Genomic DNA, 23,846 nt, shown 5'->3' on the forward strand with positions numbered 1-23,846 from the left:
TTACGCGCCCCTAAAAATCCCAGGGCAAGCCTCGTCAAACACACGCCATAACCCAACACCTGCCCCGACCACCCCACATGACGTTAAACTGTCATCTCCCCAGCAATGGACAGGAGATCCGGCGTGACCCCTCCCCGCAGTTTCCCCAGTGACCTCTGCCTAGACAGCCCACGCCTGCAACTGCGCCCCATGCGTCATGCCGATGCCGCGCAGTGGCTGGCGATCATGGCCGACCCCGAGGTCATGCGCTATTGGCATCATGCACCCTGGAAAGACCTGGCTGAAGCCGAGAGCGCCCTGGCCGCCGACCGCGAAGCCTATGCCAATGGCGACCAGCTCAAGCTCGGCATGTACCGTCGCGACAACGGCGAACTGATCGGCATGGTCCAGCTGTTCAACATCGACGACATTTCCCGCCGCGGTGAAATCGGCTACTGCCTGGCCAGCGCCGTGCAGGGCAGGGGCTACATGGACGAGGCTCTGACCTGCTTCATCGACTACCTCGCCCACACCTTGCACATGCGCCGCCTGGAAGGCGAAATCGACCCGCGCAACCAGGGCTCGGCACGCACCCTGGAGCGCCAAGGTTTTGTGCTGGAAGGCACCTTGCGGGCGCGCTGGTGCGTGGCGGGTGAGCTGTCCGACTCGGGTATTTACGGCCTGCTGCTGGAGCCGCCAGTAGCCTGATCTCATAACACCCGAGCGTGAATTTGGAAGCGGGGCAGGGCCTGGGTTAAGGTCGTAGGCTGTCCCGTTTCTCTCAGGAATCCCCTTTGCCCGTTTTCTACCTGAGTATCAGCCTGCTGCTGTATCTGCTCGCCCTGTTCTTCGATGGCGCGCTGATGAGCGGCGAGCGTCACATGCCGGCACTGCAGATGCTGCTGTACGGACCATGGGGCATGCCGTTCGGCTTGTACCAATGGTTTGCCAATCCGCTGCTGGCCCTTGCCATCCTTGCCCATCGTCGGTTTCGCCGGCTGGCCTTGCTGGCCGGGCTTGGGGCGGCGTATCTGGCTGCCAGCAGTTTTGGCATCGACCGTTTGCCGGATAACCGCAGCTATGAGTTTCATGACCTTACCGGCTTTGGTGCTGGCTTCTACCTGTGGCTGGCAGCGATGGTGGTGTTTTGCCTGGGGCAAGCCTGGTTTTGCTGGAAGGCGCGAAGAGCTGACGACGTGCCAGGCTGGAACTGGCTTGATGTCGCCTTGATTGCCGCCCTGGGGGTTACGTTGTATGCAGCGGCGCAAATGCCCTCGCTGCGCTTCGAGCCAGGCAAAGTGCTGATGCCCCCGGAGCAGCCGCAGACGCTTTGAAACCCACGAGGAGGGGTTGCATGATCAAGCATTACCTGACTGGCCTGGCACTGGCTGGCGTGCTGCCGTTGGCAGTGGCGGACGATTACACGGCGGCCTACGGGCAGTGCATGGACAAGGCCTCCAGCACCGTGGCCATGAACGCGTGCATCGGGGCCGAAACGCACGTGCAGGACCAGCGGTTGAACCGGGTGTACAAGCAATTGATGGGCAACCTGGATGCCGGGCAGCAGAAGAGCCTGCGGGATGTGCAGCGCAAGTGGCTGGCCTACCGTGATGGCAATTGCCAGTTCCATGTACAGGCCAGTGGCGGAACCATGGCGCAGCTGGAAGGTGGCACCTGCATCATGGAGATGACCCGCGACCGTGCCGCGGAGCTGGAGCGGGTGCTTAGTCCTGGGCAGTAGCCCCTGATCAGGCATGATTGGCCTACATTTGCAGGCGCGGGGTTAGCCGCCAACACCGGCTTTACGGTGTCAGGCACCGCGTTGCCTTCTTCGCGGGTAAACCCGCTCCTACAGAGCGCTGCATGGCGCTGGTTCTATTGGCGCGGTTGGCGCAGCGCCCGGGCCTTGAGGTACTCGCGCACTTCCACGGCATCCCCGGCAAACTCGATGCGCTCGGCCTTGGCTGCGCGCTGGTAGGCATACATCGGGTCGTAGTACTCGTTCAGCAAGCCTTCGACCCAGCCCCGGTGCAGGTCTACTGCGCCGCTGCGCTGCTGCTCTTGCAAGGCTTCGCGCAGCATCTCGGACAAGCGCTGATAGCGCTCTCCACCTAAACGCTTGTAGATGTTGGCCATGCTCTGCAGCATGCGTTCGGCAAACAAGCGGGGACCGTCGTCTTCGCCATGCACGGCCTTGAACTCGGCGCTCAGGTTGACCACGTAGTCGCGCAGGATGCGCTCCACGCGGTTGGTGAAGCTGTCTTCAAGCCACACCAGCGGGTAATGCTGCATGCCTTGGTACAACGCCAGCGGCACCGTGCAGCTGCCGACAATGCGGCCTTCATCTTCCAGCACGAACTGCCCGATACCGCGGGCGCGCTTTTTCAGCACGTCGATTGCCAGCTGGTTTTCAAAGTCGATCTGCGCCGGTTGCGCAGTGGCGCGCTTGCCGAAACTGGAGCCGCGATGGTTGGCGTGGCCTTCGAGGTCGAGCACGTTGTCCAGTTGGTGCAGCACATCGGTCTTGCCGGTACCGGTCAGTCCACCGACCAGCACGAAATCACATTGCTCCACCGCTTGCTGGGTAGTCTCCAGCAGGAAGGTACGCATGGCCTTGTAGCCGCCTTTGATACGCGGGTACTGAATACCCGCCTCATCGCGCAGCCAGCCCTGCACGATCTGCGAACGCAGGCCGCCCCGGAAGCAGTACAGGTAACCGTCAGGGTGGGCCTTGGCAAACGCTGCCCAGGCCTCCAGACGGGCCTGCTTGGTGGCGCCACTGACCAGCTGGTGGCCCAGGGCGAGGGCGGCGGCCTGTCCCTGCTGCTTGTAGCAGGTGCCGACCTTCTGCCGCTCCTGGTCGTTCATCAGCGGCAGGTTTACCACGCCAGGGAAGGCGCCTTTGGCGAATTCGACAGGGGCGCGCATGTCCATCATCGGCACGTCGTCGATAAACAGCTGACGGAAGTCGGTGCAGTCGGGGCGCATCAGATCACCTCGACCGCATGGCTCTGTCGCTCGACCAGCTGGCCGATCGGAGACAGTTTCAGGCCCATTTCGCCAGCCACGGCGAGGAACTCGGCTTCACCCTCCGGGGCAACAGCAACCAGCAAGCCACCGCTGGTTTGCGGGTCGCACAGCAGGTGCTTCTGGTCGTCGCTGAGGGCGCCGATCTTGTGCCCGTAGCTGTCGTAGTTGCGCAGGGTGCCACCGGGGATGCAGCCCTCGGCCAGGTAGTGGTCGACGCTAGGCAGGCGTGGCACGGCGGCGTAATTCAGGTGCGCGGTGAGGCCGCTGCCTTCGGCCAGCTCGACCAGGTGGCCGAGCAGGCCGAAGCCGGTGACGTCGGTCATGGCCTTGACCCCGTCCAGCTTGCCGAAGCGGCTGCCGGGCGTGTTGAGGGTGCACATCCAGTCGCGGGCCAGGCCCTGGTCCTGCGAGCGCAGCTTGGCCTTCTTCTCGGCTGTGGTGAGGATGCCGATGCCCAGGGGCTTGGTCAGGTACAGCTGGCAGCCTGCGCTGGCGGTGTCGTTGCGTTTGAGGTGGCGCTTGCTGACCACGCCGGTGACGGCCAGGCCGAAGATCGGCTCGGGCGCGTCGATCGAGTGGCCGCCGGCCAGCGGGATACCCGCTTCGGCACACACCGCGCGGCCGCCGCGGATGACTTCGCGGGCGACTTCCGGCGGCAGTACGTTGACCGGCCAGCCGAGGATGGCAATGGCCATCAGCGGGTCGCCGCCCATCGCATAGATGTCGCTGATGGCGTTGGTGGCGGCTATGCGGCCGAAGTCGTAAGGGTCATCGACGATCGGCATGAAGAAGTCGGTGGTCGAAACCACGCCTCGCTCCTCGTCCAGCGCATACACTGCTGCATCGTCGCGCGAGGCATTGCCGACCCACAGTTTCGGGTCCAGGGCCTGGGTGCCGCTTTCGGCAAGGATCACGTCCAGGACCTTGGGGGAGATCTTGCAACCACAGCCGGCGCCATGGCTGTACTGGGTCAGGCGAATCGGCTCGCTCATACGCACCTCTGCAGGTCAAATTGTTGCGCGATTGTAGCAAAGCTGGCCTTTGGGCCCTTGCCTCTTATAATTCCCTGTGTCGGCAAATGTGTCGGCACTTCCCCGCTATTGAACCGGAGAACACCCATGCTCAACCGCCCCCTGGCGCTCGCCGCCGGCCTCGTGCTGTCTTGCTGTGCCGCTGTCGTTCAGGCCGCCGAAACCCTGCGGGTCAGCGCCATCCCCGACGAAGCGCCGACCGAGCTGCAGCGCAAGTTCAAGCCTTTGGGTGAGTACCTGGCCAAGCAACTGGGCATGGAAGTGAAGTTCGTACCCGTGGCGGACTACCCGGCGGTGGTCGAGTCGCTGGCCGCAGACCGCCTCGACCTGGCCTGGCTGGGGGGCTTCACGTTCGTTCAGGTGCACCTGAAGGACCCGACCGCCACACCACTGGTACAGCGTGAGCAGGACGCCCAGTTCACCTCCAAGTTCATCACCGCCAACCCCGACGTGAAAAGCCTGACCGACCTGAAGGGCAAGTCGTTTGCCTTCGGTTCCATTTCGTCCACCTCGGGCAGCCTGATGCCACGTTACTTCATGCTCAAGCAGGACAATATCAAGCCTGAGCAGTACTTCAGCCGCGTGGCCTATTCTGGCGCCCATGATGCGACCGTGGCCTGGGTGCAGGCCGGCAAGGTCGATGGTGGCGTGCTGAACGCCAGCGTGTGGCAAAAACTGGTGGATGCCGGCAAGGTCGATACCACCAAGGTGAAGGTGTTCGCCACCACCCCCACCTACTTCGACTACAACTGGACCGTGCGCGGCAACATGGACCCGGCGTTGAAGCAGAAAATCAAGAAGGCCTTCCTGGACCTCGACCCGAGCAACCCGGAGCACAAGGCAATCCTGGACCTGCAGGCCGCCAGCCGCTTTATCGAGACCAAGCCTGAGAACTACAAGGGCACCGAACAAGCTGCACGCGAGGCCGGCCTGCTCAAGTGACGGCTTTGAATGCGGCAATCCATCTGCACGGTGCCAGCCTGCGCCATGGCCAGGTTCGCGCGCTTGACGCGGTGAGCCTGCGTATCACGCAGGGCGAGCGTGTCGCCATCATCGGGCCGTCGGGGGCGGGCAAGTCCAGCTTGCTGCACCTGATGGCCACCGCCATCGAGCCCAGCAGTGGGCACCTGGAGTTGCTTGGCGAGCAGCCTTGGGCGCTGTCGGCAAGGGCACGCCAGCGACTGCGCGCAAAGGTTGGCCTGGTGCATCAGGCGCCGCCTTTGCCACCGCGTCAGCGGGTGGTGACCGCAGTGCTGGCGGGTCGCCTGGGGCAATGGGGTACTTTGCGCGGCTTGCTCAATTTGCTGTATCCCAGCGATGTGCCAGGGGCGCGTCAGGCGTTGGCCGAACTGGGCCTTGCCGACAAGCTGTTCGTGCAGTGTGGGCAGTTGTCCGGTGGCCAGTTGCAGCGGGTGGGCATTGCTCGGGCGTTGTACCAGCGCCCGCAGGTGCTGCTGACCGACGAACCGGTGTCGGCCATGGACCCGGTGTTGGCCGACCACAGCCTGGCCTTGCTCAATCGCCATGCCCAGGCGAATGGCGTGACGTTGGTGGCGAGCCTGCACGCCGTAGAGCTGGCGCTGGCGCATTTTCCGCGGGTGATTGGCATTCGGGAAGGGCAGCTTGTGTTCGACTGCCCGGCCGAAGCGGTCACCGAGCAACTGCTGGATGCGCTCTACGCCAACGAACAACTGGCTCCGCCGCCAACCCAAGGGCCGATCCTGACCGTGCAGATTCCGCGATGCTGAAGGCTGACGCCCGCGACCCGGCGCTGCTGCCGCGGTTGCTGCTGGCTTTGTTGGCGATGGCAGTGCTGTGGCCGGCTATCCAGTCAAGCGAACTGAACCCCGGTGTGCTGTTACAGGCGGACAATCGTCAGCAGATTGCCAGCTTTACCAGCGCCTTCTGGCCGCCGGCACATGATGCCGATTTTCTTGCACTGCTGTATGAAGCCACCTTGCAGACCCTGGCTGTGGCGACTGCCGGCATGGCGCTGGCGTTGCTGTTGGCGATCCCGGCTGGCTTGTTGGCCAGCCGTGCCTTGTCCTTGCGTGCTGCTTCACGCGGCGGGCGGGCCGGGTTCTGGTCGCGACTGTTGCGCCTGCCGGTGCGCGGGCTGCTGATTTTCCTGCGTAGCGTGCCGGAGATCGTTTGGGCGTTGCTGTTCGTGCGCGCCGTGGGGCTGGGGCCGACGGCGGGCGTACTGGCTATCGCCATCACCTACAGTGGCATGCTCGGCAAGGTTTACGCCGAAATATTCGAGTCGGTCGACCAGCGCCCGGCGCATGCCTTGTTGCAGGCGGGCAGTGGCCGGCTGGCGGCGTTTTTGTACGGTATCCTGCCCAATGCTGCCTCTGAAGTGGTGTCGTACACCGTGTACCGCTGGGAGTGCGCGGTGCGGGCTTCGGTGGTGATGGGCTTTGTCGGTGCTGGCGGGCTGGGCCAGCAGATCGACCTGTCGATGCGTATGTTTGCTGGCGCGCAAGTGGCGAGCATGCTGTTGACGTTCTTGCTGCTGGTAATCCTGGCCGACCTGCTCAGCCGCCTGCTGCGCTGGAGGCTGTCATGAACCGGGCGATCAACCTGGTGCTGTTGGGCGCCATCGTGGCAGCGGTGGTGGCCTCGTTCGCATACCTGGAGCTGGACCTGCACGCACTGGTCGGCAATGGCGGGCTGAGACAGATGGGCGAGTACGCCGGGCGCTTCCTGCAGCCGGATCTTTCTGCGGGGCACCTCAAGGCGGTGTGGCGCGGGGCGCTGGAAACCCTGGCCATGTCTGGCATGGGCACCTTGTTGGCAATGGTATTGGGAATGTTGCTGGCACTGCCGGCGGCGGGTCGCTTCGGTTGGCCGTTGCAAGGGGCCGCGCGCTTGCTGCTCAATGCCTTGCGTGCCATTCCTGAACTGGTGTGGGCTGCGCTGACTGTGTTGGCGGCTGGGCTGGGGCCCAATGCCGGTACCCTGGCTTTGGCGTTGCACACCGCTGGCGTGCTGGGGCGGCTGTTTGCCGAGGCGCTTGAGAACGCCCCGCCCGAGCCGGCGGCGGCGATCCGTTTGCAGGGGGGCAGCCAGGTGGCGGCGTTCTGCTTTGGTACCCTGCCCAACCTGTGGCCGCAGTTGCTGGCCTACAGCTTGTACCGCTGGGAGAACAACATCCGCATGGCCAGCGTGCTCGGGTTCGTGGGGGCGGGCGGGTTGGGGCAGATGCTGTACACCACCTTGAGTCTGTTCCAGGAGGCCCAGGCCAGTACGGTGATCATCGGTATGCTGGTGTTGGTGTTGCTGGTGGATGTATCGAGTGATGTGTTGCGTCAGCGCTATGTGCGGGCCTGACGGAAAGCCCGGGCTGCAAAGCAGCCCCGACATCTCTCAGGCACCTACAGCCTCGGCACATTGCGCCTCCCGCTGCATTGACTCCAGGTTACGCTCGATCGTCTCGCATATGGTATCCATCTGGATCTGATGCTCACTGAACCTGAACGGGCTCTGCAAATCCGTGCCGATCCGCTCGATGGCCAGCAACATGAACCCTACCACCGTCGACGCCAGCGGCGTGAACCAGCCTAACGACTCCACCAGCCCCACCGGCACGATCAGGCAGAACAGGGTGATGAACAGCCGTGGGAAATACACATAGGGGTAGGGCAATGGCGTATTGGCAATCCGCTCCATGCCGCCCTGGGCGTTGGACAGGTCTACCAGCGTCGACTCCAGCCGCGCCATGCGAATGCTGTCCAGTCGCCCGGCCTGGTATTCCCGCGCCAGCAAGGCTGCCGAGCCTCCGAGAATGTCATTGGCGAAATTGTTCGAGCGGTTGCGCCGTTCGAACTCCGCCGGGGGGATGAAGGCCATCAGCTCATCCGGGCAGGGCTCACCTTTCAGGTGCGCCGCCAGGCAGTTCACATAGGCGATATGCCGGCGCAGCAGGGTGGCCTTGACCGGGTTCAGGCCGTCACCCGGGTCATCGATCAGCGTCAGCGTCTGCCGGGCGAAGCTGCGCGAACTGTTTACCAGCGCCCCCCACAGGGTGCGAGCCTCCCACCAGCGGTTGTAGGCGCTGCTGTTGCGAAAACTCACCAGCACCACCAGCGCTGAGCCCAGCAAGGTCAGCGGGATCAGGGGCAGGGTGAACTTGCTGTTCAAGAACAGCATGAAATCGATGGTGACCAGCACATCCCAAATCAGCAGCCAGAACAGCGACCAGCCGATATAGCCGATGGTCTTCACCACCAGGCGGTACTTGCGGGCGATGATGTCTTTCACGCGGGGGTACCTCGAAACGCGGGGGATGCAGGATGGGACGCCGAGGCTCGTCGAAGGTTCGAGGGTTGAGTGTTGCAAGGGATTTTGTAGCTGAAACGAAGGGAAAAATCTGACCAGCTTATCAGATGTGCCTGAATTCCTGATTCAGCTCAAAAACGACAGAGTGGGCCGCTTCAGTCCTTGAATGGGTGTATCCATAAGGATACGATTGGGTGACCACTTGATGTTTCTCGTTGAACAGACGGAAAGCTTTGCCGCTTGGCTATCGAGCTTGAGAGATTTGAGGGCCAGGCTGGCGATAGGTCGTAGGCTGGAGCGAGCAGCGGCGGGCAATCTTGGTGACTTCAAGTGGCTTGGCGGCGGTATTGGTGAGCTTCGCATCGACGTAGCTGCCGGTTATCGCGTCTATTTCACGCAAAAGGGGCAGAGGTTGGTTTTACTGCTGGTCGGCGGCGACAAGTCCACCCAGGCCGCCGACATCCTCAAAGCCAGAAAGCTGCTGAAGGAGATGAAATGAGCGAAAAATTGATCCCGTTTGATATGGCAGCCTTGTTGAGCAGCGATGAGGCAGTCAGTGAATACCTTAGCCAGGTGCTATCAGATGGCGATACCGAGGAAATCATTCGAGCACTTGGCCATATCGCTCGTGCACGGGGCATGACACATATTGCTACGGAGAGTGGGCTGGGTAGAGAAAGCCTGTACAAGGCGCTGAGCCCTGGCGCGAAGCCTCGTTTTGACACTGTATTGAGGGTCATTCGTGCTCTGGGGGTGGACCTTCTCGTTCAGCCACATGCAATGACCCGCTGATGCAGCTCGGTTAAGTCAGTATTTGCTTCATCTGCACTAACGCTACCCGCTTGCCGTCCCACGCCTGCCGCTCCTCGATGCCGAACGGTGTGAAGCCCAGCTGTGGATAAAGCAGCAGGCCGGCGGTGTTGTGATTGAAGCATGACACCCAGACCTCCCGGGCGTTGTACTGCTGGCGGGCGAGGTCGATCATTGCCGTTACCAGATAGCGCGCTACACCAAGGCCGCGGGCGCTGGGGGCCACCACTACGTTGCCCAGGGCACATAGGCCGCCATGTTCGGCTTTGTAGAAATTGGCGAAGGCCAGGACAGCGCCGTTACCTTCCACTACCGTGGAGCCGCTGCGTTGGGCTATGGCGTCGCTCAGCTGGTTGGGGGTGAGGGGGTAGGTGGCTTTGGGGAACATGTAGAACAGTTCGTCCGGGCTCTGCGGGAAGCTGCAGATAACGGGGATGTCTTCTGGCAGGATGGGGCGGTGGGTCAGGTGCATGGCAGGTCCTTCTCGCGTTGGCTGGCGGGGCCTCTTCGCGGGTAAACCCGCTCCTACAGGTACTGCACAAGATTCAAATCCTGGCGTCAATGACGGGCACAAATCGTAAGCAAAAAAAAACCGACCGTAAGGTCGGTTTTTTCCGGATTTTGGTGCCCCGAGGGAGACTCGAACTCCCACTCCTTTCGAAAACGGATTTTGAATCCGCCGCGTCTACCAATTCCGCCATCAGGGCGTGGCGCGCAGTATAAAGAGGTGCCGCTGGTCGGTCAATCGGCTTTCATGGTCAATTTTCACACATTGGGCTAAACTTCCCGGCCCTGTCGAACCGAACATCATCATGCGCGTCGCCGATTTTTCCTTCGAACTCCCTGATTCCCTGATCGCCCGCCACCCGTTGGCCGAGCGCCATGGCAGCCGTCTGCTGGTGCTCGATGGGCCTACCGGCGCGCTGGCGCACCGGCAATTCCCCGACTTGCTCGACTATCTGCGCCCCGGCGACCTGATGGTGTTCAACAACACCCGGGTGATCCCGGCGCGGTTGTTTGGCCAGAAAGCCTCCGGCGGCAAGCTGGAGGTGCTGGTCGAACGCGTGCTCGACAGCCACCGGGTGCTGGCCCATGTGCGTGCCAGTAAGGCGCCCAAGGAAGGCGCGGTCATCCTCATCGATGGCGGTGGCGAGGCCGAAATGGTCGCACGCCATGACACACTGTTCGAGCTTCGCTTCACCGAAGAAGTGCTGCCGTTGCTCGACCGTGTCGGCCATATGCCGTTGCCACCCTATATCGACCGCCCGGACGAGGGTGCCGACCGTGAGCGCTACCAGACTGTCTACGCCCAGCGCGCCGGCGCGGTCGCCGCGCCTACTGCAGGCCTGCACTTTGACGAGGCGCTGCTGGAAAAGATCGCCGACAAGGGCGTCGAGCGCGCCTTCGTCACACTGCATGTGGGCGCCGGCACCTTCCAGCCGGTGCGGGTCGACAAGATCGAAGATCACCACATGCATAAAGAGTGGCTCGAGGTGGGCCAGGATGTGGTCGATGCTATCGAGGCCTGCCGTGCCCGTGGCGGTCGGGTGATCGCGGTTGGCACCACCAGTGTGCGTTCGCTGGAAAGCGCCGCGCGTGATGGCGTGCTCAAGGCCTTCAGTGGCGACACCGACATCTTCATCTACCCGGGCCGGCCGTTCCATGTGGTCGATGCCCTGGTCACCAACTTCCATCTGCCGGAGTCCACGCTGCTGATGCTGGTCTCGGCTTTCGCCGGCTACCCCGAGACCATGGCTGCGTACGCGGCAGCGGTCGAGCATGGGTACCGCTTCTTCAGTTACGGTGATGCCATGTTCATCACCCGCAATCCGGCGCCACGCGGGCCCGAGGATCAAGCATGAGTCGCACCTGTCGAATGTCCTTCGAACTGCTGGCCACCGACGGCAAGGCCCGTCGGGGTCGCATCACCTTCCCACGTGGCACCGTGGAAACCCCGGCATTCATGCCGGTGGGCACCTATGGCACGGTCAAGGGCATGCTGCCACGCGACATCGAGGCCATAGGCGCCGAGATGATCCTCGGCAACACCTTCCACCTGTGGCTGCGTCCGGGCACCGAGGTGATCAAGAAGCACAACGGCCTGCACGATTTCATGCAGTGGAAAGGCCCGATCCTCACCGACTCCGGTGGTTTCCAGGTATTCAGCCTGGGGGCCATGCGCAAGATCAAGGAAGAGGGCGTGACCTTCGCTTCACCGGTCGATGGTTCCAAGGTGTTCATGGGCCCGGAAGAGTCGATGCAGGTTCAGCGTGACCTGGGCTCGGACGTGGTAATGATCTTCGACGAGTGCACCCCGTACCCGGCCGAGCACGATGTGGCGCGCACTTCCATGGAGCTGTCGCTGCGCTGGGCCCAGCGCTCGAAGAACGCCCATGCCGACAACACCGCAGCGCTGTTCGGCATTGTCCAGGGCGGCATGTACCAGGACCTGCGCATGCGCTCGCTGGAAGGCCTGGAAAACATCGGTTTCGACGGCCTGGCCATTGGCGGCCTGTCGGTGGGCGAGCCCAAGCACGAAATGATCAAGGTGCTGGATTATCTGCCGGGCCAAATGCCTGCTGACAAACCTCGTTACCTTATGGGGGTAGGCAAACCGGAAGATCTCGTTGAGGGTGTGCGCCGCGGCGTCGACATGTTCGACTGCGTGATGCCGACGCGTAACGCGCGCAACGGTCATCTGTTCGTTGATACAGGGGTGATCAAGATCCGCAATGCGTTTCATCGTCACGATGAATCGCCGCTGGATCCGACCTGTGACTGCTATACCTGCACCAACTTCTCGCGCGCCTATCTCCATCATCTGGACAAATGCGGCGAAATGCTGAGCAGCATGCTGAATACCATCCACAACTTGCGCCATTATCAGCGCTTGATGGCCGGTTTACGCGAGGCTATTCAACAGGGTAAATTGGCCGCCTTTGTCGACGCCTTCTACGCCAAGCGCGGGCTTCCTGTACCGCCCTTGGACTGACTGTCCGCATCCATTATTAGAAAATTACATTAGGAGTGCCCAATGAGCTTCTTCATCCCCGCCGCATTCGCGGACACTGCAGCACCTGCCGCTGGCCCAGCCGGTACCGGCTTCGAGTGGATTTTCCTGGTCGGTTTCCTGGTCATCTTCTACCTGATGATCTGGCGCCCGCAGGCCAAGCGCGCGAAAGAGCAGAAGAACCTGCTGAGCAACTTGCAGAAAGGTGACGAAGTTGTCACCAACGGCGGCATCGCCGGCAAGATCGTCAAGGTTTCCGATGACTTCGTGGTGCTGGAAGTGTCCGACACTGTCGAGCTGAAGTTCCAGAAGGGTGCCATTGCTGCGACCCTGCCAAAAGGTACGCTCAAGGCTATCTGAGTTACCGGTTTTATTTTCCAGTCGGGGCGCGCAACGCGCCCCGCGTCTTGAACGGGCGGCGTGATGCTGAACAAATATCCTCTGTGGAAATATGCACTGATCGTGCTGGTACTGGTGGTCGGTTTCATTTATTCCGCTCCCAACCTTTACCCGGATGACCCGGCGGTACAGATCAGCGGTGCCAGCTCGGCGCTGCAGGTGAATCAGGCCGACCTCGATCGCGTCAGCAAGGCGCTGGTCGATGCCAAGATCGCCGTCAAGGGTGCAAGCCTGGGTGAAAAGGGCAGCGGGCTGATCCGCCTGACCAATCAGGAAGACCAGTTGCCAGCCAAGGATGTAGTGCGCAAGGCACTGGGCGATGATTACGTCGTGGCCCTGAACCTGGCCCAGACTACCCCGCAATGGCTGCGCAACCTGGGCGCAAGCCCGATGAAGCTGGGCCTGGACCTGTCCGGTGGTGTGCACTTCCTGCTGGAAGTGGACATGGACAAGGCCATGACTGCCCGCATGAAAGTCTACGAAGGCGAGGTCAAGACCTTGCTGCGCAAAGAGCGCGTCCGCTACCGCAGCCTGCCTCAGCAGGATGGCGGCATCATGCTGGGCTTCGCTGACGATGCCACCCGCGAACAGGCACGTGCCCTGATCCGCAAGAATTTCAACGACTTCGACCTGACCACCACCGAGCGCAACGAGCTTGCGGTGCTGCGTCTGGCGCTGACCCAGGCGAAAGTCGCCGAGATCCGCGAATACTCGATCAAGCAGAACCTCACCACCGTGCGCAACCGCGTGAACGAGCTGGGGGTGGCGGAGCCCCTGGTACAGCGCCAGGGCGCCAACCGTATCGTGGTCGAGCTGCCAGGCGTGCAGGACACTGCCGAAGCCAAGCGTATCCTTGGTAAAACGGCCAACCTGGAGTTCCGCTTTGGTGCCGAACCGGGTGCGTCCAAGGCCACTACCGAGGTGTTCGAGTTCCGTGAGGGCGGCCGCTCCGCCGCAGTCGAGCGGGGCCTGATCATCACCGGTGACCAGGTTACCGACGCCCAGGCCAGCTTCGACGAACACGGCCGCCCGCAGGTGAACATTCGCCTGGATGGCCACGGTGGCGAGCTGATGAGCCGTGCTACCCGTAGCAACGTCGGCCGCAGCATGGCGGTGATCTTCATCGAGCAGAAGCCCGTCACCCGCTACGTCAAGCAGACTGTTGGTGGCGTCGAAAAAGACGTTGCCGTACAGAGCTTCGTGGAAGAGAAGAAAATCATCAGCCTGGCGACCATCCAGTCGCCGCTTGGCAGCCAGTTCCGCATCACCGGCCTGAACGGCCAGGGCGAATCGTCCGAGCTGGCCCTGCTGCTGCGTGCTGGTGGTCTGGCCGCGCCGATGTACTTCGCTGAAGAACGTACCATTGGCCCAAGCCTGGGTGCCGACAACATCACCAAGGGTATCGATGCGTCGCTGTGGGGCATGCTGTTCGTCTCGCTGTTCATCATCGCCATCTATCGCGGCTTCGGCGTGATCGCCACCATCGCCCTGGCGGGCAACATGGTCCTGCTGCTGGCGTTGATGTCGCTGCTGGGCGCTACCCTGACGCTGCCGGGTATTGCCGGTATCGTGCTGACCATGGGTATGGCGGTGGATGCCAACGTGCTGATCTTCTCGCGTATCCGCGAGGAGCTGAAAGCCGGTATGTCGGTGCAGCGTGCCATCCACGAAGGCTTCAACCGCGCGTACACCGCGATCATCGACGCCAACCTGACGAGCCTGCTGGTCGGCGGTATCCTGTTCGCCATGGGTACCGGCCCGGTCAAAGGCTTTGCGGTTACCATGTCCCTCGGGATTTTCACCTCGATGTTCACCGCCGTCATGGTGACTCGCGCAATGGTCAACCTGACCTGCGGCGGGCGTGACATCAAGAAGCTGTGGGTTTGAGGGAGCTGCGATGAAAACCATCAACTTCATGGGCGTGCGCAATGTTGCGTTCGCCATTACCGTGCTCCTCACCGTGCTGGCGCTGTTCAGCTGGTGGCAGAAGGGCCTTAACTTTGGCCTGGACTTCACCGGCGGCACGCTGATCGAGCTGACTTACGAACGCCCAGCCGACCTCAAGGCAGTGCGTGCCGAGTTGGTCGATTCCGGTTTCCACGAGGCGGTAGTGCAGAGCTTTGGCGCTACCACTGACTTGCTGGTGCGTATGCCAGGCGATGACCCGCAGTTGGGCAACAAAGTCGCTGCTGCGCTGCAAAAGGCCGGGGGTGACAACCCGGCCACAGTCAAACGTGTGGAGTTCGTCGGCCCGCAGGTCGGAGAAGAGCTGCGCGACCAGGGTGGTATGGGCATGCTCCTGGCCCTGGGCGGTATTCTCATCTACCTGGCCTTCCGTTTTCAGTGGAAGTTTGCCGTGGGGGCGATCGTTTCGCTGATCCACGACGTGGTGGTGACCCTGGGTATCCTGTCGTTCTTCCAGATCACCTTCGATCTGACGGTGTTGGCAGCGGTGCTGGCGATCATCGGCTACTCGCTGAACGACACCATCGTCGTGTTCGACCGGGTGCGTGAAAACTTCCGCGTCATGCGCAAGGCTTCGCTGATCGAAAACATCAACGTCTCCACTACCCAGACCTTGCTGCGCACCATCGCCACTTCGGTTTCGACCTTGCTGGCCATTGCTGCGCTGTTGTTCTTCGGGGGCGACAACCTGTTCGGTTTCTCGCTGGCCCTGTTCATTGGTGTCATGGCCGGTACCTACTCGTCGATCTATATCGCCAACGTGGTGCTGATCTGGCTGAACCTGAATAGCGAAGACCTGATCCCGCCGACCAAGGCCGAGGGTGTGGATGACCGTCCGTAAGGGCTAGTCCATCACCGCCTGGCGGTGTAAAAGGCGCGAGTATTGAACTCGCGCCTTTTTTTTTGCTCCAAGGCTGGGAGAAGCGCGGGTTGATACCCGCTGGTACGATCAGGAGGTCCACGTGAATAAATCAATGCTGGTGGGTGCGGTACTGGGTGCTGTCGGTGTGACTGCCGGAGGTGCTGTCGCGACCTACAGCTTGGTCAACAAGGGGCCTGAGTATGCCCAGGTCACCGACGTGCAGCCGATCAAGCAACAGGTGAAAACCCCGCGCGAAGTGTGCAAGGACGTTACTGTTACGCGCCAGGCGCCGGTCAAGGACCAGCATCAGATCGCCGGCACCGTCGTGGGGGCGCTGGCCGGTGGCTTGCTGGGTAACCAGATTGGTGGTGGTACCGGCAAGAAGATCGCCACGGTGGCCGGTGCGGTCGGTGGTGGTTATGCCGGTAACAAGGTGCAGGAAGGCATGCAGGAGCGTGATACCTACACAACCACGCAAACCCGCTGCAACACGGTCAATGACATCAGCGAGAAGGTGGTGGGCTACAACGTGACCTATTCCATCGGTGATCAGGTCGGCAAGGTGAAGATGGATCGCGAGCCGGGATCGACCATTCCGCTGGACAAGAATGGCAAGTTGATCCTGAGCGAAGCGGGTCAGTAATTAGCGTTGTCTGTGCTGGCCTCTTCGCGGGTAAACCCGCCCCTACAGTGGCAATGCGATCCCTGTAGGAGCGGGTTTACCCGCGAAGAGCCGGCACAGGCCACACAGAACCACCAGGCACAAAAAAAGCACCTCAAGAGGTGCTTTTTGTTTGCCCGCAATCTGCGCTTAGCGCTTCATGCTTTCTGGCAGGTGCGGCTGAATGGCAGTCAGTACTGCCTTGAAGCACTTGATGTTGCCTGCAACGATGTGGCCTTTGTCGAGGAAGTCGTGGCCACCGTTGAAGTCGCTCACCAAGCCGCCGGCTTCCTGGATCAGCAGTACGCCAGCTGCCATGTCCCATTCGGACAGGCCCGACTCCCAGAAGGCGTCGAAGCGGCCAGCAGCCACATAGGCCAGGTCCAGGCTGGCGGAGCCGGCGCGGCGGATGCCGGCGGTCTGGCCGGTCAAGGCGCGGAACATGCCCAGGTAGTTGTCCATGTCCGCCATCTGGCCATCACGGAACGGGAAGCCGGTGCCCAGTAGGGCGCCTTCCAGGCTGGTGCGCGAGCTGACGCGCAGGCGGCGGCCATTGAGTTGGGCGCCACGGCCACGGCTGGCGGTGAATTCTTCCTGGCGAACCGGGTCGACGATCACGGCGTGTTCAAGGCGGCCACGGTATTTGCAGGCAATGCTGACGGCGAAGTGCGGGATGCCGCGCAGGAAGTTGGTGGTGCCGTCCAGCGGATCGATGATCCACAGGTAATCCTTGCCTTCTTCGCCGCTACCCGCGTGCAGGCCGGTTTCCTCGCCCTGGATGGAGTGGTTCGGGTAGGCCTTGCGCAGGGCGTTGACGATGCTCTGCTCGGCGGCGCGATCGACTTCGGAAACGTAGTCCTTGGCCTCTTTCTCATCGACCTTGATGCTATCCAGGCGTTCGATGGAGCGGAAAATCAGTTCACTGGCGCTGCGAGCGGCGCGCAGGGCGATATTCAGCATAGGCTGCATGGGCGGGTCACCTGGAGATGTTAAAGAAGAAAGCCGATCATTCTAGCAGAAAACTTTGGCGGCAGAAGTGTCACATTTGCTTTCATGGCGTTACGTCTGTCGGTTCTGTAAGATCGAAGGCCCTGATTCCTGCATCTGTGAGCACAACACCTTGCTGCAAAATATTCGTGTTGTTCTGGTCAATACCAGCCACCCCGGCAACATCGGCGGCGCTGCGCGTGCCATGAAAAACATGGGCTTGTCGCGTCTGGTGCTGGTGCAGCCGAAAGAATTCCCCGCCGTGGATGCCAGTGCCCGTGCTTCGGGCGCCGACGATGTGCTGGACAACGCCCAGGTGGTCGACAGCCTCGAACAGGCGCTGGTCGGCTGCAACCTGGTGATGGGCACCAGCGCCCGCGAGCGCAGCATTCCCTGGCCGTTGATCGGCCCGCGTGAATGCGGTGCCAAGGCCGTGGAACATGCCAATGGCGGCGAGGAAATCGCCTTGGTGTTCGGGCGCGAGCACGCCGGCCTGACCAACGAAGAACTGCAGCGATGTCACTTCCACGTGCACATTCCCTCCAACCCCGACTTCAGTTCGCTGAACCTGGCGGCTGCCGTGCAGGTGCTCTCCTACGAGGTACGCATGGCCTGGCTGGCTGCCGGAGAAGCACCGGTCAAAGTCGAGAAGGTTGACGCCGCTGAGCTGGCGACCATGGATGAAATGGAGCTGTTCTATGACCACCTGGAGAAAACTCTGGTGGGTATCGGCTTCCTCGACCCCGAAAAGCCCAAGCACCTGATGCCGCGCCTGCGCCGGCTGTATGGGCGGGTGGCGGTCGAGCGTTCGGAAATGAGCATTTTGCGCGGCATCCTCACCGAGACCCAGAAAGTGGTCCGGGGCGAGCCGCATAAACGGAAGGACTGACAGATGTTCGAACGCCTGCGTGAAGATATTCAAAGCGTATTTCACCGTGACCCGGCTGCACGTAATGCCTTCGAGGTGCTTACCTGCTACCCCGGCATGCATGCCATCTGGCTGCATCGCCTGGGCAATGCACTGTGGAGGCGTGATTTCAAATGGCTGGCCCGGCTGGTGTCGAACTTCGGTCGCTGGCTGACCGGTATCGAAATCCACCCTGGCGCAACCATTGGCCGGCGCTTTTTCATCGACCACGGTATGGGGATCGTCATTGGCGAAACCGCCGAGATCGGCGATGACGTCACCCTGTACCAGGGGGTGACGCTTGGTGGCACCAGCTGGAACAAGGGCAAGCGCCACCCCACCTTGGAAAACGGCGTGGTGGTAGGGGCGGGTGCCAAGGTGCTGGGGCCTTTCACGGTCGGTGCCGGGGCCAAGATCGGTTCCAATGCGGTGGTTACCAAGGCGGTGCCGGCCGGGGCTACGGCGGTAGGCATTCCGGGGCGGATCATCGTCAAGAGCGAGGACTCCGAAGTCGAAGCCAAGCGTAAGGCGATGGCCGAGAAGATCGGCTTTGACGCCTATGGTGTCAGTGGCGACATGCCTGACCCAGTGGCCCGGGCCATCGGCCAGATGCTCGACCATCTGCAGGCCGTCGACGAACGGTTGGAGGGTATGTGTGGCGCGCTGACCAAGATGGGCAGTGACTATTGTGCCAAGGAACTGCCGGCTTTGCCGGAGGACGCCTTCACCGAAGTTGCCCAGGTGGCCCAGCGCGACACTCAGCCGCATTGATCGCGCCGCACTGAAGTCATGGTGACATGCGGGGCGTGTGCTCACGCCCCTCGTCTGCTACAATCGCGCCCGCCTCCCTGATGCAAACCCGACTAAAGCAGTAGGTCTAATAGTTGACTTAAATGCTCGGGAATCGCATACTCGCACACATCCTGAAACTCCCGTGGTACCCAATAGCCATGCGACTGACTACCAAAGGCCGATACGCCGTGACCGCCATGCTCGACCTGGCGTTGCACGCGAAGCATGGGCCGGTGTCTTTGGCCGATATTTCCGAGCGCCAGGGCATTTCCCTCTCTTATCTGGAGCAGCTGTTCGCCAAGCTGCGCCGCAGCAGCCTGGTTTCCAGTGTGCGCGGTCCAGGCGGTGGCTACCAGCTATCGCGAGGCATGGAAACCATCCAGGTGGCCCAGGTTATCGACGCGGTCAACGAATCGGTCGATGCCACCCGTTGCCAGGGGCTCGGGGACTGCCATGCCGGTGATACCTGCCTGACCCACCACCTGTGGTGCGACCTCAGCCAGCAGATCCATGAATTCCTCAGCGGCATAAGCCTGGCCGACCTCGTCAAGCGCCGTGATGTGCAGGAAGTCGCCCAGCGCCAGGACCTGCGCCGTGTCGCAGGACGAACCGCCCAGCTGGACAAGATTGAGACGTCAGCCGTCGATTGACCCCCTGGGACGACGAGCGACGCCACCGCCTGATAGGAGAGACAAATGAAGTTGCCGATCTACCTTGATTACTCTGCGACCACTCCGGTCGATCCACGCGTAGCCCAGAAGATGGCCGACTGCCTGCTGGTCGACGGGAACTTCGGTAACCCGGCCTCGCGCTCCCACGTCTTTGGCTGGAAAGCCGAGGAAGCGGTGGAGAACGGTCGCCGCCAGGTTGCCGAGCTGATCAACGCCGATCCGCGCGAAATCGTCTGGACCAGCGGTGCCACCGAGTCCGACAACCTCGCGCTCAAAGGTGTCGCGCACTTCTATCAGACCAAGGGCAAGCACATCATTACCTCCAAGATCGAGCACAAGGCGGTCCTGGATACCGCTCGCCAGCTCGAGCGCGAAGGTTTTGAAGTCACTTACCTGGAGCCAGGCGAAGACGGCATCGTCACCCCGGCCATGGTAGAAGCGGTGTTGCGCGACGACACCATCCTGGTCTCGCTGATGCATGTGAACAACGAAGTCGGCTCGATCAACGACATCGCCGCCATCGGTGAACTGACCCGTTCGCGCGGCGTACTGTTCCATGTCGACGCGGCCCAGTCGGCCGGCAAGGTCGAAATCGACCTGCAAAAGCTGAAAGTCGACCTGATGTCGTTCTCGGCGCACAAGGTCTACGGCCCTAAAGGCATCGGCGCACTGTACGTCAGCCGCAAGCCGCGTGTGCGTCTCGAAGCCATCATTCACGGCGGCGGTCATGAGCGCGGCATGCGTTCGGGCACCTTGCCGACCCACCAGATCGTCGGCATGGGCGAAGCCTTCGCCATTGCCAAGCAGGAAATGGTTGCAGAAAACGCACGCATCAAGGCTCTGAGCGACCGCTTCTTCAAGCAGGTCTCGAACCTTGAAGAGCTGTACGTCAACGGCAGCCAGACAGCACGTGTACCGCACAACCTGAACCTGAGCTTCAACTACGTCGAAGGCGAATCGCTGCTGATGTCGCTGAAAGACATCGCCGTATCGTCCGGTTCGGCCTGTACCTCCGCATCGCTCGAGCCGTCCTACGTACTGCGTGCTCTGGGCCGCAACGACGAGCTGGCGCACAGCTCGATCCGCTTCTCCTTCGGCCGTTTCACCACCGAAGAAGAAGTCGACTACGCCGCGCAGAAAGTCTGCGAGGCCGTCAACAAACTGCGTGAGCTGTCGCCGCTGTGGGATATGTACAAAGACGGCGTTGACATCTCCAAGATCGAGTGGGCCGCCCACTAAGCAGTCGCCGGCAAGAGCGGCTCCCTGATGAGGAAGGAATTGCACCATGGCATACAGTGAAAAGGTCATCGACCACTACGAAAATCCGCGTAACGTCGGCAAGATGAATGCCGAAGACCCGGATGTCGGCACCGGCATGGTCGGCGCCCCGGCCTGCGGTGATGTAATGCGCCTGCAGATCAAGGTCAACGAGCAGGGCGTTATCGAAGACGCCAAGTTCAAGACCTACGGCTGCGGTTCGGCCATCGCTTCCAGTTCCCTCGCCACCGAGTGGATGAAGGGCAAGACCCTGGACGAGGCCGAAACCATCAAGAATACCCAACTGGCCGAAGAGCTGGCGCTGCCGCCGGTCAAGATTCACTGCTCGGTACTCGCCGAAGATGCCATCAAGGCAGCCGTACGCGACTACAAGCAGAAGAAAGGCTTGATCTAAGTCGCCTGTTGCAAGGTAAGGAGTTCTGATGGCTATCAGCATGACAGAAGCCGCCGCCAACCACATTCGCCGCTCCCTCGACGGGCGCGGCAAAGGTGAGGGCATTCGCCTGGGCGTGCGCACCACCGGTTGCTCGGGTCTGGCCTACGTGCTGGAATTCGTCGACGAACTGGCGGACGAAGACCAGGTGTTCGAAAACCATGGCGTCAAGGTGATCATCGATCCCAAGAGCCTGGTCTACCTCGACGGCACCGAGCTGGATTTCGTCAAGGAAGGGTTGAACGAAGGCTTCAAGTTCAACAACCCCAACGTGCGCGGTGAGTGTGGCTGCGGCGAAAGCTTCAACGTTTGAGGCTGGCTGTGGGTACTCCTTGTCATTACGCATTGTTTGACCTCCAGCCAAGCTTCCGTCTGGATCTCGACAAGCTGGCCACTCGCTACCGCGAGCTGGCCCGCGAAGTCCATCCTGACCGCTTTGCCGACGCCTCCGAGCGCGAGCAGCGTATAGCGCTGGAAAAATCCGCGGCCCTCAACGACGCTTACCAGACGCTGCGCAGTGCGCCGCGTCGCGCGCGCTACCTGCTGGCCATCAGCGGCCACGAAGTGCCCCAGGAAGTCACGGTCCACGACCCTGACTTCCTGCTGCAGCAGATGCAGTGGCGTGAAGAGCTCGAAGAACTGCAGGATGAAGCCGACCTTGACGGTGTCGGCGTGTTCAAGAAGCGCCTGAAGGCCGCCCAGGACACGCTGAATGAGGACTTTGCCGGCTGCTGGGATGCCCCGGGCGAGCGCGACAAGGCTGAACGCCTGATGCGCCGCATGCAGTTCCTCGACAAGCTCGCCCAAGAAGTGCGCCAACTGGAAGAGCGCCTCGACGATTAACCCCGGTGCTGCCCGTGATGGCACCTAAGGTATTCAGATAAGCATGGCCCTACTGCAGATTGCCGAACCCGGTCAAAGCCCTCAGCCGCACCAGCGCCGCCTGGCGGTTGGGATCGACCTGGGCACCACCAACTCAATGGTCGCTGCGCTGCGCAGCGGCCGTAGCGAGCCCCTGCCCGACGCGCAGGGTAACGTCATTCTGCCGTCCGCGGTGCGCTACCTCGAAGGGCGCAACGAAGTGGGGCAGGCCGCGCGTGACGCTGCCTCCAGCGACCCGTTGAACACCGTGCTGTCGGTCAAGCGCCTGATGGGGCGCGGCCTGGCCGACGTCAAGCAGCTGGGCGAGCAACTGCCATACCGCTTTGTGGGTGGTGAATCGCACATGCCGTTCATCGACACCGTGCAGGGGCCGAAAAGCCCTGTGGAAGTGTCTGCCGACATCCTGAAGGTGTTGCGCGAACGTGCCGAAGCTACCTTGGGTGGCGAGCTGGTAGGCGCGGTGATCACCGTGCCGGCCTATTTCGATGACGCCCAGCGTCAGGCTACCAAGGACGCTGCGCGTCTGGCCGGCCTGAACGTGCTGCGCCTGCTCAACGAACCGACTGCGGCTGCCGTGGCCTACGGCCTGGACCAGAACGCCGAAGGCGTGGTGGCTATCTATGATCTGGGCGGCGGCACTTTCGATATTTCCATCCTGCGCCTGACCGCTGGCGTGTTCGAAGTGCTGGCCACCGGGGGTGATACCGCCCTTGGGGGCGATGACTTCGATCACACGATTGCCGGCTGGATCATCGAGCAGGCTGGTTTGTCGTCTGACCTCGACCCCGCTACCCAGCGCGCGCTGCTGCAAACCGCCTGCGCCGCCAAGGAAGCCCTGACCGACGCTGACGTGGTCAGCGTCAGCCACGGTGCCTGGCACGGTGAGCTGACCCGCAGCGCCTTCGAAGCCATGATTGAGCCATTGGTTGCCCGCAGCCTGAAGGCTTGCCGCCGCGCCGTGCGCGACAGTGGCGTTGAGCTGGAAGAGGTCAGCGCCGTGGTCATGGTCGGTGGTTCGACCCGCGTGCCGCGTGTGCGTGAGGCCGTGGGTGCGCTGTTCGGGCGCACCCCGCTGACCTCGATCGACCCAGACCAGGTGGTGGCCATCGGTGCCGCCATCCAGGCCGACACCCTGGCCGGCAACCGCCGCGAAGGTGGCGAGCTGCTGCTGCTCGATGTCATCCCGCTGTCGCTTGGTCTTGAGACCATGGGCGGGCTGATGGAGAAGGTGATTCCGCGTAACACCACCATTCCGGTGGCGCGCGCTCAGGAGTTCACCACGTACAAAGACGGCCAGTCGGCCATGATGATCCACGTCCTGCAGGGCGAGCGCGAGCTGATCAGTGACTGCCGTTCGCTGGCCCGCTTCGAGCTGCGCGGCATTCCGGCCATGGTTGCCGGTGCCGCGAAAATCCGCGTCACCTTTCAGGTGGATGCCGATGGCCTGCTCAGCGTCGCTGCCCGCGAGCTGGGTTCGGGCGTTGAAGCCAGCATTCAGGTCAAGCCGTCCTACGGCCTTACCGATGGCGAAATCGCCCGCATGCTCAAGGACTCCTTCGAACACGCCGGTTCCGACAAGCACGCCCGCCAGCTGCGTGAGCATCAGGTAGATGGCGAGCGGCTGCTCGAAGCGGTACAGGGCGCCCTGGACGCCGACGGCGAGCGCCTGCTCAGCAGCGACGAGCGCGACGCCATCGAATTCCAGATGCAAGAACTACGTGATTTGCTGGCCGGCACCGATGGCGCAGCCATCGAGCAACAGACCAAGCGTCTGTCGCAGGTGACCGATGCATTTGCCGCCCGTCGCCTTGATTCGACGGTAAAAGCCGCACTGGCCGGGCGCAACCTGAATGAGATCGAGGAGTAAT

28 protein-coding genes and 1 tRNA gene are annotated in these 23,846 nt (G+C 62.0%); 23 read left to right on the plus strand and 6 right to left on the minus strand.

Annotation, left to right across the window (positions count from 1 at the left end; all coding sequences use genetic code 11):
- Positions 1–123 precede the first annotated feature (123 nt).
- The 3 genes from LVS58_RS09920 to LVS58_RS09930 all read left to right on the plus strand — a co-directional run bounded on the left by LVS58_RS09920 (position 124) and on the right by LVS58_RS09930 (position 1,720).
- Complete coding sequence (locus LVS58_RS09920) at positions 124–687, plus strand: GNAT family N-acetyltransferase (protein ID WP_233690931.1); 564 nt, start codon at positions 124–126, stop codon at positions 685–687.
- Positions 688–773: 86 nt separating this feature from the next.
- Positions 774–1,313, plus strand: a complete 540-nt coding sequence (locus LVS58_RS09925; RefSeq protein WP_233690932.1) for a hypothetical protein — start codon at positions 774–776, stop codon at positions 1,311–1,313.
- A 20-nt stretch (positions 1,314–1,333) separates the two neighbouring features.
- Complete coding sequence (locus tag LVS58_RS09930; protein ID WP_233690933.1) at positions 1,334–1,720, plus strand: lysozyme inhibitor LprI family protein; 387 nt, start codon at positions 1,334–1,336, stop codon at positions 1,718–1,720.
- 134 nt (positions 1,721–1,854) lie between these two features.
- On the opposite strand, the gene mnmH is transcribed toward LVS58_RS09930, so the two are convergent.
- Positions 1,855–2,967, minus strand: a complete 1,113-nt coding sequence (gene mnmH, locus LVS58_RS09935) for a tRNA 2-selenouridine(34) synthase MnmH (protein WP_233690934.1) — start codon at positions 2,965–2,967, stop codon at positions 1,855–1,857.
- On the minus strand, positions 2,967–4,001 hold the full coding sequence (gene selD / locus LVS58_RS09940; RefSeq protein WP_233690935.1) for a selenide, water dikinase SelD: 1,035 nt from the start codon (positions 3,999–4,001) through the stop codon (positions 2,967–2,969). Before selD ends, mnmH begins: the two co-directional genes overlap by 1 nt.
- 126 nt (positions 4,002–4,127) lie before the next feature.
- Here selD and LVS58_RS09945 point away from each other — a divergent pair, with 126 nt between their 5' ends.
- The 4 genes from LVS58_RS09945 to phnE are packed head-to-tail and all read left to right on the plus strand — an operon-like array spanning position 4,128 to position 7,373.
- Positions 4,128–4,982, plus strand: coding sequence for a putative selenate ABC transporter substrate-binding protein (locus LVS58_RS09945; RefSeq protein WP_233690936.1), 855 nt, complete (start codon positions 4,128–4,130; stop codon positions 4,980–4,982).
- Entirely contained in the window at positions 4,979–5,788 is an 810-nt protein-coding gene (locus LVS58_RS09950) for a phosphonate ABC transporter ATP-binding protein (protein ID WP_233690937.1), read from the plus strand. Before LVS58_RS09945 ends, LVS58_RS09950 begins: the two co-directional genes overlap by 4 nt.
- A complete protein-coding gene (locus LVS58_RS09955; protein ID WP_233690938.1) occupies positions 5,782–6,609 on the plus strand; it encodes a PhnE/PtxC family ABC transporter permease in 828 nt (275 codons plus the stop codon). The genes LVS58_RS09950 and LVS58_RS09955 overlap by 7 nt, the downstream gene beginning before the upstream one ends.
- Positions 6,606–7,373: a phosphonate ABC transporter, permease protein PhnE gene (phnE, locus tag LVS58_RS09960; RefSeq protein ID WP_233690939.1), complete on the plus strand. Its 768-nt coding sequence runs from the start codon at positions 6,606–6,608 to the stop codon at positions 7,371–7,373. Before LVS58_RS09955 ends, phnE begins: the two co-directional genes overlap by 4 nt.
- 36 nt (positions 7,374–7,409) lie before the next feature.
- On the opposite strand, the gene LVS58_RS09965 is transcribed toward phnE, so the two are convergent.
- On the minus strand, positions 7,410–8,303 hold the full coding sequence (locus tag LVS58_RS09965) for a bestrophin family protein (RefSeq protein ID WP_233690940.1): 894 nt from the start codon (positions 8,301–8,303) through the stop codon (positions 7,410–7,412).
- A gap of 223 nt (positions 8,304–8,526) precedes the next feature.
- Here LVS58_RS09965 and LVS58_RS09970 point away from each other — a divergent pair, with 223 nt between their 5' ends.
- Both LVS58_RS09970 and LVS58_RS09975 read left to right on the plus strand, forming a co-directional pair.
- A complete protein-coding gene (locus tag LVS58_RS09970; RefSeq protein WP_019472637.1) occupies positions 8,527–8,820 on the plus strand; it encodes a type II toxin-antitoxin system RelE/ParE family toxin in 294 nt (97 codons plus the stop codon).
- Complete coding sequence (locus tag LVS58_RS09975; protein WP_233690941.1) at positions 8,817–9,113, plus strand: addiction module antidote protein; 297 nt, start codon at positions 8,817–8,819, stop codon at positions 9,111–9,113. Before LVS58_RS09970 ends, LVS58_RS09975 begins: the two co-directional genes overlap by 4 nt.
- A gap of 10 nt (positions 9,114–9,123) precedes the next feature.
- Here LVS58_RS09975 and LVS58_RS09980 read toward each other — a convergent pair whose 3' ends face one another.
- Together LVS58_RS09980 and LVS58_RS09985 are read right to left on the minus strand one after the other, a co-directional pair.
- Positions 9,124–9,603 carry a GNAT family N-acetyltransferase gene (locus LVS58_RS09980; protein ID WP_233690942.1) on the minus strand — a complete coding sequence of 160 codons (480 nt, stop codon included), beginning with the start codon at positions 9,601–9,603 and terminating at the stop codon, positions 9,124–9,126.
- 150 nt (positions 9,604–9,753) lie between these two features.
- Positions 9,754–9,838 (minus strand) — tRNA-Leu (locus LVS58_RS09985).
- Between the two features lie 105 nt (positions 9,839–9,943).
- Between LVS58_RS09985 and queA the strand changes: the two genes are divergently transcribed.
- The 6 genes from queA (at position 9,944) to LVS58_RS10015 (ending at position 16,010) form a co-directional block, all read left to right on the plus strand.
- Positions 9,944–10,993, plus strand: coding sequence for a tRNA preQ1(34) S-adenosylmethionine ribosyltransferase-isomerase QueA (gene queA / locus LVS58_RS09990; RefSeq protein ID WP_233690943.1), 1,050 nt, complete (start codon positions 9,944–9,946; stop codon positions 10,991–10,993).
- Between the two features lie 14 nt (positions 10,994–11,007).
- Positions 11,008–12,123 carry a tRNA guanosine(34) transglycosylase Tgt gene (gene tgt / locus LVS58_RS09995; RefSeq protein ID WP_014589748.1) on the plus strand — a complete coding sequence of 372 codons (1,116 nt, stop codon included), beginning with the start codon at positions 11,008–11,010 and terminating at the stop codon, positions 12,121–12,123.
- 42 nt (positions 12,124–12,165) lie between these two features.
- Positions 12,166–12,501: a preprotein translocase subunit YajC gene (gene yajC / locus LVS58_RS10000; protein ID WP_233690944.1), complete on the plus strand. Its 336-nt coding sequence runs from the start codon at positions 12,166–12,168 to the stop codon at positions 12,499–12,501.
- 63 nt (positions 12,502–12,564) lie between these two features.
- Positions 12,565–14,427, plus strand: a complete 1,863-nt coding sequence (gene secD, locus LVS58_RS10005) for a protein translocase subunit SecD (protein ID WP_233690945.1) — start codon at positions 12,565–12,567, stop codon at positions 14,425–14,427.
- A gap of 10 nt (positions 14,428–14,437) precedes the next feature.
- Positions 14,438–15,346 (plus strand): protein translocase subunit SecF, encoded by a 909-nt coding sequence (secF, locus tag LVS58_RS10010; RefSeq protein WP_012051244.1) that lies wholly within the window; start codon positions 14,438–14,440, stop codon positions 15,344–15,346.
- Between the two features lie 121 nt (positions 15,347–15,467).
- Complete coding sequence (locus LVS58_RS10015; protein ID WP_003248550.1) at positions 15,468–16,010, plus strand: glycine zipper 2TM domain-containing protein; 543 nt, start codon at positions 15,468–15,470, stop codon at positions 16,008–16,010.
- A gap of 168 nt (positions 16,011–16,178) precedes the next feature.
- Here the strand turns inward: LVS58_RS10015 and suhB are convergent, their stop codons facing one another.
- The gene (gene suhB, locus LVS58_RS10020) at positions 16,179–16,997 is read right to left on the minus strand and encodes a type III secretion system regulator SuhB (RefSeq protein ID WP_003248548.1); all 819 of its coding nucleotides are present in this window, start codon (positions 16,995–16,997) and stop codon (positions 16,179–16,181) included.
- A 151-nt stretch (positions 16,998–17,148) separates the two neighbouring features.
- Here suhB and trmJ point away from each other — a divergent pair, with 151 nt between their 5' ends.
- The 8 genes from trmJ to hscA all read left to right on the plus strand — a co-directional run bounded on the left by trmJ (position 17,149) and on the right by hscA (position 23,845).
- Positions 17,149–17,904, plus strand: coding sequence for a tRNA (cytosine(32)/uridine(32)-2'-O)-methyltransferase TrmJ (trmJ, locus tag LVS58_RS10025; RefSeq protein WP_233690946.1), 756 nt, complete (start codon positions 17,149–17,151; stop codon positions 17,902–17,904).
- A 3-nt stretch (positions 17,905–17,907) separates the two neighbouring features.
- Positions 17,908–18,693: a serine O-acetyltransferase gene (gene cysE / locus LVS58_RS10030; protein ID WP_233690947.1), complete on the plus strand. Its 786-nt coding sequence runs from the start codon at positions 17,908–17,910 to the stop codon at positions 18,691–18,693.
- 179 nt (positions 18,694–18,872) lie between these two features.
- On the plus strand, positions 18,873–19,364 hold the full coding sequence (gene iscR, locus LVS58_RS10035) for a Fe-S cluster assembly transcriptional regulator IscR (RefSeq protein WP_003248542.1): 492 nt from the start codon (positions 18,873–18,875) through the stop codon (positions 19,362–19,364).
- Positions 19,365–19,409: 45 nt separating this feature from the next.
- Positions 19,410–20,624 (plus strand): IscS subfamily cysteine desulfurase, encoded by a 1,215-nt coding sequence (locus LVS58_RS10040; protein WP_003248541.1) that lies wholly within the window; start codon positions 19,410–19,412, stop codon positions 20,622–20,624.
- A gap of 46 nt (positions 20,625–20,670) precedes the next feature.
- Positions 20,671–21,057 carry a Fe-S cluster assembly scaffold IscU gene (gene iscU / locus LVS58_RS10045; RefSeq protein WP_003248539.1) on the plus strand — a complete coding sequence of 129 codons (387 nt, stop codon included), beginning with the start codon at positions 20,671–20,673 and terminating at the stop codon, positions 21,055–21,057.
- A 28-nt stretch (positions 21,058–21,085) separates the two neighbouring features.
- Positions 21,086–21,409 carry an iron-sulfur cluster assembly protein IscA gene (gene iscA / locus LVS58_RS10050; RefSeq protein WP_003248536.1) on the plus strand — a complete coding sequence of 108 codons (324 nt, stop codon included), beginning with the start codon at positions 21,086–21,088 and terminating at the stop codon, positions 21,407–21,409.
- A gap of 8 nt (positions 21,410–21,417) precedes the next feature.
- The gene (hscB, locus tag LVS58_RS10055; protein ID WP_010952065.1) at positions 21,418–21,939 is read left to right on the plus strand and encodes a co-chaperone HscB; all 522 of its coding nucleotides are present in this window, start codon (positions 21,418–21,420) and stop codon (positions 21,937–21,939) included.
- Positions 21,940–21,982: 43 nt separating this feature from the next.
- Complete coding sequence (gene hscA / locus LVS58_RS10060; RefSeq protein ID WP_161774104.1) at positions 21,983–23,845, plus strand: Fe-S protein assembly chaperone HscA; 1,863 nt, start codon at positions 21,983–21,985, stop codon at positions 23,843–23,845.
- Position 23,846: the final 1 nt, after the last annotated feature.

The organism is Pseudomonas sp. JR33AA (assembly GCF_021378985.1).
Taxonomy (GTDB): Bacteria; Pseudomonadota; Gammaproteobacteria; order Pseudomonadales; family Pseudomonadaceae; genus Aquipseudomonas; species Aquipseudomonas alloputida.